At 64.1% G+C, this 12,991-nt stretch carries 12 protein-coding genes; 6 read left to right on the top strand and 6 right to left on the bottom strand.

Features of this window, described 5'->3' with window-relative positions; all coding sequences use genetic code 11:
* Nucleotides 1–13: 13 nt before the first annotated feature.
* Together ACIPVK_RS11925 and ACIPVK_RS11920 are read left to right on the top strand one after the other, a co-directional pair.
* Nucleotides 14–892: a zf-HC2 domain-containing protein gene (locus ACIPVK_RS11925; RefSeq protein WP_407612195.1), complete on the top strand. Its 879-nt coding sequence runs from the start codon at nucleotides 14–16 to the stop codon at nucleotides 890–892.
* Between the two features lie 42 nt (nucleotides 893–934).
* Entirely contained in the window at nucleotides 935–1,312 is a 378-nt protein-coding gene (locus ACIPVK_RS11920) for a sec-independent translocase (RefSeq protein WP_407612194.1), read from the top strand.
* A gap of 193 nt (nucleotides 1,313–1,505) precedes the next feature.
* Here the strand turns inward: ACIPVK_RS11920 and ACIPVK_RS11915 are convergent, their stop codons facing one another.
* From ACIPVK_RS11915 to ACIPVK_RS11905, 3 genes are read right to left on the bottom strand one after another with little or no spacing between them, the layout of a single operon-like run.
* The gene (locus ACIPVK_RS11915) at nucleotides 1,506–2,615 is read right to left on the bottom strand and encodes an Mrp/NBP35 family ATP-binding protein (protein ID WP_407612193.1); all 1,110 of its coding nucleotides are present in this window, start codon (nucleotides 2,613–2,615) and stop codon (nucleotides 1,506–1,508) included.
* Entirely contained in the window at nucleotides 2,612–3,241 is a 630-nt protein-coding gene (locus ACIPVK_RS11910) for a DUF1003 domain-containing protein (RefSeq protein ID WP_407612192.1), read from the bottom strand. The genes ACIPVK_RS11915 and ACIPVK_RS11910 overlap by 4 nt, the downstream gene beginning before the upstream one ends.
* The gene (locus ACIPVK_RS11905; protein ID WP_407612191.1) at nucleotides 3,234–4,571 is read right to left on the bottom strand and encodes a magnesium transporter MgtE N-terminal domain-containing protein; all 1,338 of its coding nucleotides are present in this window, start codon (nucleotides 4,569–4,571) and stop codon (nucleotides 3,234–3,236) included. Before ACIPVK_RS11905 ends, ACIPVK_RS11910 begins: the two co-directional genes overlap by 8 nt.
* 149 nt (nucleotides 4,572–4,720) lie before the next feature.
* On the opposite strand from ACIPVK_RS11905, the gene ACIPVK_RS11900 reads away from it, so the two are divergent.
* Nucleotides 4,721–5,593: a general stress protein gene (locus tag ACIPVK_RS11900; RefSeq protein ID WP_407612190.1), complete on the top strand. Its 873-nt coding sequence runs from the start codon at nucleotides 4,721–4,723 to the stop codon at nucleotides 5,591–5,593.
* Between the two features lie 123 nt (nucleotides 5,594–5,716).
* Here ACIPVK_RS11900 and ACIPVK_RS11895 read toward each other — a convergent pair whose 3' ends face one another.
* On the bottom strand, nucleotides 5,717–7,267 hold the full coding sequence (locus tag ACIPVK_RS11895; protein ID WP_407612189.1) for an aminopeptidase P family protein: 1,551 nt from the start codon (nucleotides 7,265–7,267) through the stop codon (nucleotides 5,717–5,719).
* A 217-nt stretch (nucleotides 7,268–7,484) separates the two neighbouring features.
* Between ACIPVK_RS11895 and ACIPVK_RS11890 the strand changes: the two genes are divergently transcribed.
* The 3 genes from ACIPVK_RS11890 (at nucleotide 7,485) to ACIPVK_RS11880 (ending at nucleotide 10,838) form a co-directional block, all read left to right on the top strand.
* The gene (locus ACIPVK_RS11890) at nucleotides 7,485–8,345 is read left to right on the top strand and encodes a PHP domain-containing protein (RefSeq protein ID WP_407612188.1); all 861 of its coding nucleotides are present in this window, start codon (nucleotides 7,485–7,487) and stop codon (nucleotides 8,343–8,345) included.
* 655 nt (nucleotides 8,346–9,000) lie between these two features.
* Nucleotides 9,001–10,683, top strand: a complete 1,683-nt coding sequence (locus ACIPVK_RS11885) for a sodium:solute symporter family protein (RefSeq protein WP_407612187.1) — start codon at nucleotides 9,001–9,003, stop codon at nucleotides 10,681–10,683.
* A 23-nt stretch (nucleotides 10,684–10,706) separates the two neighbouring features.
* Entirely contained in the window at nucleotides 10,707–10,838 is a 132-nt protein-coding gene (locus ACIPVK_RS11880; RefSeq protein ID WP_407612186.1) for a putative transporter small subunit, read from the top strand.
* Between the two features lie 290 nt (nucleotides 10,839–11,128).
* Here ACIPVK_RS11880 and ACIPVK_RS11875 read toward each other — a convergent pair whose 3' ends face one another.
* Nucleotides 11,129–12,070 carry a hypothetical protein gene (locus ACIPVK_RS11875; protein WP_407612185.1) on the bottom strand — a complete coding sequence of 314 codons (942 nt, stop codon included), beginning with the start codon at nucleotides 12,068–12,070 and terminating at the stop codon, nucleotides 11,129–11,131.
* Between the two features lie 6 nt (nucleotides 12,071–12,076).
* A complete protein-coding gene (locus ACIPVK_RS11870; RefSeq protein WP_407612184.1) occupies nucleotides 12,077–12,733 on the bottom strand; it encodes a DUF6318 family protein in 657 nt (218 codons plus the stop codon).
* Nucleotides 12,734–12,991 lie beyond the last annotated feature (258 nt).

The raw sequence follows: 12,991 nt of genomic DNA, 5'->3' as shown, positions 1-12,991 counted from the left end.
GTTTGAGCGTTGGATGGGTGAATATGTGGACGGCCGGCTGGACTCTCGCCGTGCCGGCGCCCTGGAAAAGCACGTGCGGCACTGCGCGGCGTGTTCGGCTGCCCTTGAAGCGATGCAGCGGGGCTCCGGGGCCGTCTCGAAATCCCAGGCCGGGCCATCGGTGCCGCTGAACGCGCAGACGCTGCTTGGCACCCACTACTCGTTGCCGCGGGAACGAGGCGCCGGACGCTCCCGCACCAACGGACTGGTGCCGATGGCCGTGTTGCTGCTGCTTTTCGCCCTGGTGGGCTCGATCGCGGCGATGTCCTGGTTCCTCGGTGCGCCCGCCGCACAGGGCGCCCCGGAACGGGATCCCGCCGAATCCTGGAACACCTCCGCCCGCAGCCTGGATGCGGGGGCCCTGAACCAATTGCGTCAGGCAGGCTGGACCTGCCCGGTCATCGAGGCGGCGGGGTTCAGCCTTTCCTCCGCCACCGGGGTCCTGGACAAGGGCGAGGCGACGGTGACGCTGGTGCTCAGCGACGACGTGCACATCGTCGAGCTGGCCGAGACACGCGCCCTGGCCGGGGCCCAGGATGTGCCACTGAAGAAGTCCATGGCAGCCTCGGCCAGCACGGATCCGACCTCGGGCATGCTGACCGAGCTGGGACACCGCCTGGGCGCCAAGGCGGCTGCCGCCGTCACGTATGCTGAGGGCACCGCCACGCTGAGCATGGACGGCGTGAGGTACGAGGTTTCCTCCGACCTTTCCAAGGCGGACGTGGAACGGGTCCTGCAACGGCTGGTGGTGGGGGAGCACACGCGCATCGTGTCGCTGGATCCCTCCACCGAGAAATTCTCACAGCGCCTGCTGCGGGGTTTTTCCCGGCTCATGGTTTTGGACTTCAAATAGGCAGTGGCCTCATCTTTGCTCGAAAGCAGGTAGTCTACAAGGGTGTTTCTGGGAATCAATGGCAGTGAACTGCTGGTGCTAGCGGTGCTCGCGGTGGTTATTTTGGGACCCGAGAAACTTCCGGAGTATGCCGCGCAGCTGGCGCGCCTGGTCAAGGAACTGCGCCGCATGGCCACCGGCGCCAAGGAACAGCTGCGCGAGGAAGTCGGCGACGACATCGCCGACATGGACTGGCGCAAGCTTGACCCGCGACAGTACGATCCGCGCCGGATCATCAAGGACGCGCTGCTCGAGGACTTCGAGGATGCCGTGGCGGCCGTCAAGGAAGTCCCCGCCGTCCAGCAGCGCCCGGTGGCGATCGCCAGGGTCGCCCCGCTGGCCCCGCACGAGCCGGCGCCCTTTGACAACGAGGCGACGTAGCCCGGACGCGGGAGAACACCCCGACGCCGAATCCAACAGGCGGCATCCCCACAACCGGGGGATGCCGCCTTATTCATGCCCGGGACGTTGCCGGGCGGTGGTTTCGGACCGGAAGGCCGGCCGGGACGGTTGAGGCGGCGTGCGGGCCTACATGTGACCGGCCCCCAGGGGCCTGCCGCGCGGCCCGTGGTGCCTATCGCGGGGTGACGCCCAGTTTCAGGCCGGCCAGGCCGCGTGGGCGGCGCGTGAGGCCGCGGGCCATGTCGATGATCTGCGCGGCCGCGGGGGACTGCGGGTCGGAGAGCACCAGCGGCACGCCGGCGTCGCCCCCGGCACGCAGCAGCGGGTCAAGGGGCACCTGGCCCAGCAGCGGGACCTCGGTGCCCAGCACCAGCGACAGGCGCTGGGCCAGCTCGGCCCCGCCGCCGGCGCCGAAGACCTCCATCGTGGACCCGTCGGGCAACACCAGCCAGCTCATGTTCTCGATGACTCCGACGACCTTCTGCCCGGTCTGCACGGCGATGGACCCGGCGCGCTCGGCCACCTGGGCGGCGGCCGCCTGCGGGGTGGTGACGACCACGAGCTCGGAGCCGGGGAGCAGCTGGGAGACCGAGATGGCGATGTCCCCGGTGCCCGGGGGCAAGTCCAGCAGCAGCACGTCGAGGTCCCCGAAGTGCACGTCGGTCAGGAACTGCTCCAGCGCCCGGTGCAGCATCGGGCCGCGCCAGATCACCGGCTTGTTGTCGGGGACGAACATGCCGATGGATATGACCTTCACCCCGTGCGCCACCGGCGGCAGGATCATCTCGTCTACGCGGGTCGGCTTGGCCCCGGGGATGCCCAGCAGCCCGGGGATGGAGAAGCCGTGCACGTCGGCGTCGATGAGGCCCACGCGCAGCCCGTCGGCTGCCATCGCGCAGGCCAGGTTGGCGGTCAGCGACGACTTGCCGACCCCGCCCTTGCCGCTGGCGATGCCGATCACGCGGGTCAGCGAGGCCGGGTCGGAGAACGGGATGGTCCGTCCGGCCAGCGACTCGCGCAGCGCGGCGCGCTGCTCGGGGCTCATGACCCCGAGGACGACCTCGACGCGGGAGACCCCGGGCACCGCGGCCAGGGCGGCGGCAACGTCGTTTTCGATGGTGGAGCGCATCGGGCAGCCGGCGATGGTCAGCAGCACCGTGACGTGGGCGGTGCCCTCGATGAGGCCGGCAGATTCGACCATGCCGAGTTCGGTGATGGGCCGGCGCAGTTCGGGGTCCTGGACCGTGGAGAGTGCTTCAAGGAGCCGGGGCTCGAGGGTCATGGTGTGTCGTTCCTCCGTGCCCGCGGCGTGCGGCCCGGAGCGCGCGGGGGCACCTGCGGGATGAGTCCGGTGTTGGTGGAGCCGCGGTCGCGGCGCTTGGTGGTCTTGGCTCGCAGGTTCAGCTCCTCGCCGTCGGTGGTTTCCAACAGGTCCTCGAGCGCGGAGCGCAGCTCGGAGCGCACATAGTCGCGTGTGGCCACGTCGCGCAGGGCGATGCGCAGCGCGGCGAGCTCGCGGGTGAGGTACTCGGTGTCCGAGAGGTTGCGTTCGGCACGGCCGCGGTCCTCGCTCAGCGAGACCCGGTCCCGGTCGTCCTGCCGGTTCTGCGCCAGCAGCAGCAGCGGGGCGGCGTAGGAGGCCTGCAGCGAAAGCATCAGCGTCAGCGCCGTGAAGCCCAGGGCCGCGGAGTCGAAGCGCCAGCCCTCCGGGGCCAGCGTGTTCCAGATGAGCCAGAACACGCAGAAGATCGTCATGTAGAAGAGGAACTGCGGGGTGCCCATGAAGCGCGCGAACTTCTCGGTGGTCGAGCCGAACGCGTCGGGGTTCGGGGAAACGCGCGGGAAGAAGCGGGCTCGTGCGGTCATCGGGGTGTCGAGGCCCGTCGACACCTGGCGCTTCTCAGCCATGGGTTCCTCCGTTCACTGGTGGTTGCGGGGTGCCGGAGACGTTCGGGTCCGGGTCCGGAGCGGGAATGCGTTCGGGGTCGTCGTCGTGGGTGCGCCAGTCGTCGGGCAGCAGGTGGTCCAGCACGTCATCGACGGTCACCGCGCCGACCAGCCGGCCGTCGTCGTTCACCACGGCCAGCGAGGTCAGGTTGTAGCTGGCCAGGGTGCGCGCGACCTCGGCGACCCCCGCCAGGTCGTCGATGGGCTCGACGTCGGAGTCCAGGATGTTGCCCAGGGACTCCGGCGGCGGGGTGCGCAGCAGCGCCTGGATGTGCACCGCGCCCAGGTAGCGGCCGGTGGGGGTCTCCAGCGGGGGCCGGGTGACGAAGACCGTGGAGGCCAGCGCGGGGCTCAGCTCCTCGCGGCGCACCGAGGCCAGGGCCTCGGCGACGGTGGCCTCGGGGGAGAGGATCACCGGGACCGGGGTCATCATCGACCCGGCGGTGCCCTCGGCGTATTCAAGCAGGCGGCGCACGTCGCGCGCCTCCTCGGGTTCCATCAATTCCAGCAGCGCGTGCTTGGTGTCCTCGGAGAGCTCGCCCAACAGGTCGGCGGCGTCGTCCGGGTCCATTTCCTCCAGCACGTCCGCGGCGCGCTCCATGTCCAGGGCGGAGATGATCTGGACCTGCTCGTCGTCGGGCATCTCCTGCAGCACGTCTGCCAGGCGCTCGTCCTGCAGCTCGGAAGCGACCTCGACGCGGCGCTTTTGGTTCATCTCGTGCAGCGCGTCGGCGAAGTCGGCCGGCTTCATCTCGTCGTGGGCCGCCACGTAGGTGCTGGCGGCCTGGGGTTCGTGCAGCGCGGTGTGCACGATCGCGTCCCAGGGCACCAGCAGCCGCTCGCCGCGCGCCCGGCGCAGCCCCAGCAGACCTCCGGCGGGGTCTCCGCGGCGCACGTAGTAGTCGGAGATGATCCAGTCCCCGTTGCGTTCCCGGGCCAGCCCGATGTCCTCGACGACCGCGTTGCCGCTTCCGTCCTCGAACACAACGCGCCGGTCGAAGAGCTCGGCGGCCACCATGATCTCCGCGCCGCGCTGCTGGAAGCGGCGCATGTTCACCAGGCCGGTGCAAATGATCTGCCCCGACTCCATGGCCTGGATTCGGGTCATGGGCACGAAGACGCGCCGCTTGCCGGGCACCTCGACGACCACGCCGACGCATTGGGCGGGCTTGGTGGCCAGGCGGGAAATGACCACGACGTCGCGCAACCGGCCCAGGCGGTCGCCCAGGGGGTCGAACACGTCCAGGCCCAGCAGTCGTGCGATGAAGACCTTCGTAGAATTGCTGCTCACGCTCTCTAGGCTACTGCCTGCGCCGCACCCGGCGATGGTTTGGGCAATGTGTTGAGCGCGACGCCGTCATGCGCCGTTACCCGCCGCGTCGCTTTCACCTTCAGCGATCAAGCCCGGTCTTCGGGCGCGGCAGCGTGCACAATGGATATATGTCTTCCCCACTTGGTGCGTCCCCGTCCAACCCGAACTCGCCCGGCCTGCCGCGCGGCGAGCTTTTGGGGCGCTACAGCACCTACCTCGACGCCCAGAAGGTGGTGGACTACCTGGCCGACAACGACTTCCCGGTCGCCAACCTCACCATCGTGGGCAACGACCTCAAGTCCGTGGAGCGGGTTACCGCAAAGCTCAGCTACCCGAAGGTCGCCGCGGCCGGCGCCGCGCAGGGCGCGATGTTCGGTGTCTTCGTCGGATTGGTGCTGACCATCTTCAGCCCGGGCTCCAACGCGCTGGCGCAGATCCTGTCCTCGGTGGGCATCGGCATGGCCATCTGGATGCTGGTGGGCGTGGTGAGCTACTCGTTCAGGCGCGGCAAGCGCGACTTCGCCTCGCAGTCCCAGGTCCTGGCCACCAGCTATGACGTGGTGGTGGCGTTCTCGCACGCGCATGCGGCACGCGCCATGGCGGCGAAGCTGCCGATGAGCCGCACGGCCGCGGACAACGGCGTCGGAGCGCACACCCCTCCGGTGCAGCCCCCGGCCCCGGTCCAGCCTTCATCATCCGCCACGCCGGCGGAACCTGTCCAGGGCGTCCCGACGTCGGGCAGCTACTCGGATCTGCCTGACGGGCGCCCGCAGTTCGGCATCCGCCTCGGGGACAACCCGCCGCCGGCCGCAGCCCCGGTGGCCGAGGCCCCGGCTGCGCCTGCAGCCAATACGCCGGCAGCCGCACCCTCACCCGCAGCCGAGGAAACCGAATCGACAGATGGCACCGGGGATGCGGATCGCGCAACCGGCGCCGGGACTTCAGACGGGGAATCCGCACCGGAGGATGCGAAACACCCGGAACACGGCAAGCACTTCTAGCCAGCGGCAACGCACTGCGGGGCACGGCCCCGGGCGTCAAGCCCAACAAGCACGAAACGCGAAGGCGGCCTTCATCCACATTCGGATGGAGGCCGCCTTCGCGTTGATGGCAGGAGGGCGGGACTAGCCCTTGCGGACCTGCGCCATCCATTCCTCGACCTCGGCCGGGGTGCGCGGCAGTGCCGCGGAGAGGTTCACGCAGCCGTCGGCGGTGATGAGCACGTCGTCCTCGATGCGCACGCCGATGCCGCGGTATTCCTCCGGCACCGCCAGGTCCTCGTTCTTGAAGTACAGGCCGGGCTCGATGGTGAAGACCATGCCCTCCTCGAGGATTCCGTCCAGGTACAGCTCGGCCTTGGCCTGCGCGCAGTCGTGCACGTCCAGGCCCAGGTGGTGGCTGGTGCCGTGCGGCATCCAGCGCCGGTGCTGCTGGCCCTCGGGGGAGAGCGCCTCCTCGAGCGGCACGGGGAGCAGGCCCCAGGCGTCGAGGTTCTGCGCCAGCACGGTCACCGCGGCGGTGTGCAGGTCGCGGAACTTGGTGCCCGGCTTGGCCACCGCGAAAGCCGCGTCTGCGGCATCGAGCACCGCCTGGTAGATCTTGCGCTGCACCTCGGTGTAGCTGCCGTTGACCGGCAGGGTGCGGGTCACGTCGGCGGTGTACAGTGACTCGGCCTCGACGCCGGCGTCCAGCAGCAGCAGGTCCCCGTCGTTGACGGTGCCGTTGTTGTTGATCCAGTGCAGCACCGTGGCATTGTTGCCCGAGGCAGCGATGGTGTCGTAGCCCAGGTCGTTGCCCTCCTCGCGTGCCCGGGCGAAGAACGCGCCCTCGACGACGCGCTCGCCGCGTTCGTGCGACATGGCGCGGTCGAGCGAGCGAACGACGTCGTGGAAGCCGTTGACCGTCGCGGCCACCGACTTCTTCATTTCCGCGATTTCCCATTCGTCCTTGACCAGGCGGATCTCGCTGAGTGCTTCGGAGAGCTCGCCGTCGAGGGAATCGGAGACCTCCAGGTCCACTCCGGTGTTGATGCGGGAGGTGTCGACCAGGGCGTCGCAGTTCATGTCGACCTCGCGCAGCAGGCGGATGCGCATGCCGCCGAATTCCACCACTCCGGCGTCCTTGGTGATTGCAACCTCGAGGCCGGACAGGTCGGCGGTGGGCAGGCCCAGGCGCGCCTGCAGCAGCGGAAGGGTCGGGCGGGGGCCGATCCAGAATTCGCCGGTGCGGGCGCTGGAGTAGAACTCCTCGGAATCGCGGCCGGCCATGGGGGAGAAGTACAGGGTGGAAACGTGGTTCGAGCCGTTGTCACCGGCGCCCGCCTCGGTGGGTTCGAGCACCAGGACGGCTTCCGGCTCGTGGTCAAGGCCCAGCCCGGTGAGGTGGGCGAAGCCGGAGTGGGGGCGGAAGCGGTAGTCGGTGTCGTTGGACCTGACCTTGTGCGGTCCGGCGGGAACGACCAGTCGTTCGCCGGGGAACCTGGCCGAGATCGCTGCGCGGCGGGCGGCGGCATACGGGGCCACCGCGTCGGCGCCCGGAAGCGTGGAGGTGTCGGGGGCCCATGATGAGGCCATGAACTTCTTGAATGCCTCGGAGTTGGGGCGCTGCGAACGGTTGTTCACGCGCTCTTCGAGGGGCTGGTCGCTGCCGGTGGTGGTGGTTGCATCAGTGCTCATTGACCAATCGTCTCAAAGCCCGGGCGCATACGCCAAGGCGCCTGCCACGCGGCGCGGTGCCGGTGCCGTGAGTGGATTGGCTGTCAGCCTGAACCGCACGGTTTCGGGGTGATCGGCCCGGTGGATCGAGGTGCCTTTGGGACTCGCGTGTTCGTTGGGGGATGAACACGGTGGGGCACCGCCAACGGTGCCGCATCGAGGGACTACCCTGAGAGCTATGCGGATCGACCTTCATGCTCACTCACATGTTTCAGACGGGACGGAGCATCCCGCCGAATTGGTTGCTGCGGCCAAGGCGGCCGGCCTGGACGTGGTGGCGCTGACCGACCACGACCAGACGGCTGGGTGGGCGGCGGCGGGAGCGGCCGCGCTTGAAATCGGCGTTGGGCTGGTCCCGGGCATGGAGATTTCCTGCAAGACCGAGGCCGGTGTCAGTGTCCATCTGCTCTGCTATCTGCATGATCCTGCGCATGCGGGCTTGATTGAGGAGATCGAGAAGGCACGCGATGCGCGCATAACCCGCGCCCGTCGCATGGTCGAGTTGCTTGCCGAGGATTATCCGGTGGACTGGGACCTGATCGCCCGCCACTCGATTCCCGGCGGAACGATCGGCCGTCCCCACATTGCCGACGCCCTGGTGACCGCAGGTGTTGTCCGAACCCGTACCGAGGCGTTTGCGGAGGTGCTGACTGCCCGTTCGCGCTACTACGTCGGGCATTACGCCATGGACCCGGTCACCGCGGTCAAGCTGGTGCGCGATGCGGGCGGTGTTCCCGTGTTTGCGCACCCCGTCGCTTCTGCCCGCGGCCGCGTGGTGGGGGAGGAGACCTTCGAGCAGATGATCGAGGCCGGGTTGCTGGGCCTGGAAATCGATCACCGGGACAATCCGGAGGAAGGGCGCAAATATCTGCGCGCTCTGGCCAGCAAGCACGACTTGATCGTCACCGGGTCCTCCGACTACCACGGCACCGGCAAGCCAAATCGACTGGGCGAGAACACCACCAGCCCGGAAATGCTGCAGCGGATCCTGGAGGCAGGGACCGGAAGTGCGCCCGTGGGGATGCCTGACCTGTTCTAGGGGTCGGCTTGACGCGCACCTCCATCGTCCCGGTCAGGGGTGATGGAGGTGCGCATTTTTGATGGGCGGCGAGTGCCCGTCCACACCGTTAACCTCGTGGTCAGGAGCCCTTTATTGCGACCGTAGTGCACCGACATCGGTCGGGTGATCACGTGCACGCTGAATGGCAATTCAACAAGCCATAATCTAGTGGCAAACTCAAAATGTGATCTACCAAACATTAGCATTCGGACGGGCAAATATCCCTGCTTCAGGGGCCGGCCGCCATGGGGGTGGTATCGGAACGTTATCGATTCTGGGCGCATGAGCTCCCGATACCTGCTACTATCATTCTAGTTGCTTCGCTGATTGAAATGTTTTTGTTGAGCCTAGTTCCAGCGTTTCACGAAGCAACTCACAACCACGACGGAATGATATTCACCGTCATTTTGGATGTAAATCGGTGTCGTGCACTGGTGAGGATAACCTCCCTGCGACCATATTCCGTTGTCCAAGTATCCGGCATGAGGGCCGGGTGGTTTTGCGCGCTCTAAATGCGTCCACGCCGGATGCCTGCTCGATTCGTGTAAGCGAATTCGATTAATTGTGCCCTAGTCGGCCAGCGCGCAAACTTAGGAATTGTTGCCGGCGGCGTTCCTACGAAGAGAGGATGGTTATGGATCTCGAAAATGGGGATTATCAACTTCTCGCAGGGTCAGTTGTCCTGGGTTTGTTGGTACTGTTTTATGGGGGGACATTTGTTATGTCCCTTTTCATTGGTAAGAAGAATGAAAACGCCGATGGATATATGACAGCCGGAAACAAAATTGGTTTCGGTGTCTCTGCGGCGAGTATGACCGCAACTTGGATTTGGGCTTCATCGATGTACGCTTCTGCGACTTCGGGCTATACCTATGGCATTTCCGGGCCGATTCACTACGGACTTTGGGGTGCATTGATGATTCTATTCATCTACCCCTTCGGTCGGAGAATCCGTGCGGTTGCGCCAAAGGCGCACACCCTGGCAGAGGTCATGTACGCCCGCCACGGACGTTCCAGCCAGCTCATGCTTGCAGGGTCCAACATACTCGGCAGCGTTATTTCCCTTACCTCCAACTTCATCGCCGGTGGGGCACTGATTGCGCTGCTTTCCCCATTCAGTTTCCGCCAGGGCATTATCGCCGTCGCTGCCGGCATCCTGCTCTACACCCTGTGGTCCGGGTTCCGGGCCTCGGTGCTTACCGATTTTGCCCAGGTCGTGGCAATGCTCGGCGCCGTGGTGATCATCATTCCTGTGGTCTTCTTTGCCGCTGGTGGACCCGGTCTCTTCGAGGCCGGTGCCTCAAACCTGACGGCGCAGCAGAGCAACTTCTTCTCCTCCGACGCGTTCATGAACCAAGGAGCCCCGTACATCGCGGCGGTCCTGGCCTACGCCATCGGCAACCAGACGATTGCCCAGCGCCTCTTCGCAGTACGTGAGGACCTGATCAAGCCGACCTTCATCACCGCGACCATCGGCTATGGCGCCACCATTATCGGATTCGGCATGCTCGGCGTCATTGCCCTCTATGCAGGCATCACGCCGATTGACGGGGATACCAACAACCTGATCCCGCAGATGGCCGTCACCTACCTTGGCCCAGTTCTGCTGTGTGTCTTCTTCATCATGATCCTGGGATCGCTTTCCTCCACGGCCGATTCGGACTTGGCGGCGCTTTCCTCGATCGCCATGGCCGATATTTACGGCCAGTCCGTGGGCAAGAAGAACGCCAATCCGAAGACAATGCTGCTGGTCGGCCGAATCACCATGATTCTGGCCACGGCTGCGGGTCTGTTCTTTGCCAGTGGCAAGATGAACATCCTCGACCTGCTGGTGTTCGTTGGCGCGCTTTGGGGTGCGCTGGTGTTCCCGGTCATCGCTAGCTTCTATTGGAAGAAGGTCACAAACATGGCCTTCACCGTTTCGACGCTGGTCGCGCTGGCCTTGTTCCTTCTCGTGCGCTTCGAATGGATCTCGATGTCCGGCGCGACCGGCTACCTCGTTGACATCGTCTCCATCGTCGGTGTAGGCGTCGTCCTTGGCCTGATGAGCTTTGGATTCTTCGGGCTCAAGATTGCTCGGATCATTGGCATTGCCGCAATCGTCATTGTGGCGCCGTTCGCCTTCGGCAACCTGCACGAATACGCCGTCCTTAGCGGTTCACTGGTCGCTTACTCGGTCTCGACCGTGGTCTGCTACTTGATGTCAGTGCGTTCGAAGCAGAACTTCGACTTCAGCACCATCAAGGACCGAGTCGGAGACTTCGACCCCGTCGAGACGATCACAAACGACTCCGACCCCGTAGTCACCGCCAAGTAGAGACAAGGAATAAGGAGACTGTCATGAGTATTTTTTGGTTGACCGTATATGTCTTGATCTGGCCCGTCATTGTCGGCGGTACGCTTTTTGTCATTGTGCGCGCGTTCTATCGTGAATGGCGCCAGGCTCGTGCCGAGGGCCGGGGCATGGTCTAGGCGCCGGGGCACGATAGAGCCGGTCGAATGGCCAGCTGCGGGCCCGATTGTTTGAAGCGCTGGGAGTCTGCCAATGACATTGGCAGACTCCCAGCGCTTTTTTTGAAATTCCCAACACAGTACTGCGCATTCCTTGGCGACGACGAATCCTGGGACCGCGCCCACGTCCGGATCCGGGAACACGGGACCTCACATTCGGTCGGCGAGAAGCGAACTCGCCCGAACCCCGTCGGATATGGGTGGTGGCGGTGGTTGTTTCCTTGTGGAGCCTGTTGCGGGTCTTGGGGACGCTAGTCATCGAAGAGCGAAGCGCAGCCGGGGGCGCTGGGGCTCTGACTACAGTTCTCGGCCACGAGGATCTTCTTGGTCCGCCACACGCTCATCGTGATTGACTCGCTGGGCACGTTGGCGACACCGGGGATCGGTGTCCAAGGGCCGCCCTCGGTCGAGTATTCCCCGCGGTAACGCGTGGTCAGCCCGACCCGGAAATCGCCAGTTTCCTTGTAGACATGGCTCGTGCTGGTCGGTTCGTCAAAACTGCGGATGGGGGCTGAAGATCCAGGGAAATTCAACGTCCGCGATGTTCCGTCACCATAACTCCAAAGGTATGTCATTGGTATGGCTCGTACACGGACAGATTGGTCGAATAGCTCGATTTTGAAGTTCTGAGTTTTTGAAGACGCATATAAATGAGCGTTTCCGTTGCGTAGAGAAAATCCCTCAGGCTGGCTTACGATAGTCGATGCGATTATCGGCATCCTTCGAAACTGGTCAGGCGTAACTTTGGCAATATCCTGTTCTGCTCCTGGCACTTCAACCGTTGGTTCAACGGTGCAGTATTGCCGCACAGAAATAACTTGCCCAGCGCGTGGGCCATTCAACGCCTTGATCAATCTAGTAAGGGTATAACTGCCATCCGCGCATGGAGGATCTGCATTCGCCACACAGATTTTGACCAGTGTCATCGCAGGACTACATTCCTGATAATAAGTAACTTCGTAACGAATTTTCGGACCGTTGTTGATCGTCTTCGTACGACTGGTCTGCTTGTCACCATAGGTCGTGCCGCCGTTATTGAATTGGCAGCCCTGGCCCTTGGCGATAAATTCTCGATCATTTGTTTCAAACGTTTCCTCCGGGCATGCGTAAGCCACAGTCGCCGAAACGACAACGTTGAAGGACGCCAGCAAAATTGCCGCGGCGCACAATATCAAGTACTTGTGGCATCTCATTCTGAATCAACTCGCATCTAGCCACTGAAGATCAATCACATGCCAACCCTCGTCAAATATCAGAACTAGGGTGCCGGCATCAGGTTTCTTGGTGCCGGGCAGTTTCCCGTAATATTCGCCGTTCTTGCTGTAAACGAGTAGTTCTTCTTGTTCTAGTTGGAAATTGGCAACGCCTGCAGAATCTCCCTCTGTCACCGATAGTGTCACCGTTGTGTCTAAGGCTCCGCCCACGGACCACGCGCCATTTTTTGCGAGGCCGTCAGCTGGGTCGATGAACTTACGCGCGCAAAGATCACATGCGGGCCGGGTGATCGCCTTCAACGGGCGAGAATCGTTAGTAATGTACATGTACTCAAGTACGTCAAACCAATATTTGGTAAAGGCCGCAACTCCTGCGTCGGAGTTCTTTTTAGCTGCGTCGGGCATCTTGGGGACCGGCCAATACTTTGCTGGTCCTTTTGAAGTGCCAGGGATTGGCTTGGGCGTCGGTTTCGCGGTGGGGCTCGGGGACACCGTAGGGGGAGGGGCGGATACCGTGGCCGTGGAGGTCGGAGAAGAGTTCGTGGGCTCGGCCGGGTTCGCTTCTCCGGTGCATCCCGCCGCTGCGAGCACGAGTGCACCCGAGCAGAAGACGACAATGACTTTCTTGATTTTCGTAAACATGCCAGAGGCCTACGATTCGGTCGGAGTCAATTAGCAGACATCCTAGCCCCCTTCCCAAGGCTTTGGGAGCGTTTTCCACAGGGCATTGCCGAGTCAGAGACGGTTCGTGAAATGGGTGGTCCAGCGGCAACTGGCATTGGGCCGAGCAGATCGTGGCCGGAATTCGAACTGTTTGCCATATTCGCGGCGCAAGCAGCGAGCGAAGCTGGAACGGCATTTCGACTTGGCAACGCCGTAACTTCCACACAGCGCTAAGCC

Origin of the sequence: Paeniglutamicibacter sp. MACA_103 (genome assembly GCF_045798555.1) — a bacterium.
GTDB lineage: Bacteria > Actinomycetota > Actinomycetes > Actinomycetales > Micrococcaceae > Paeniglutamicibacter.
Note: the sequence above shows the minus strand (reverse complement) of the source record. Positions and strands in the feature narration are given on the sequence as shown.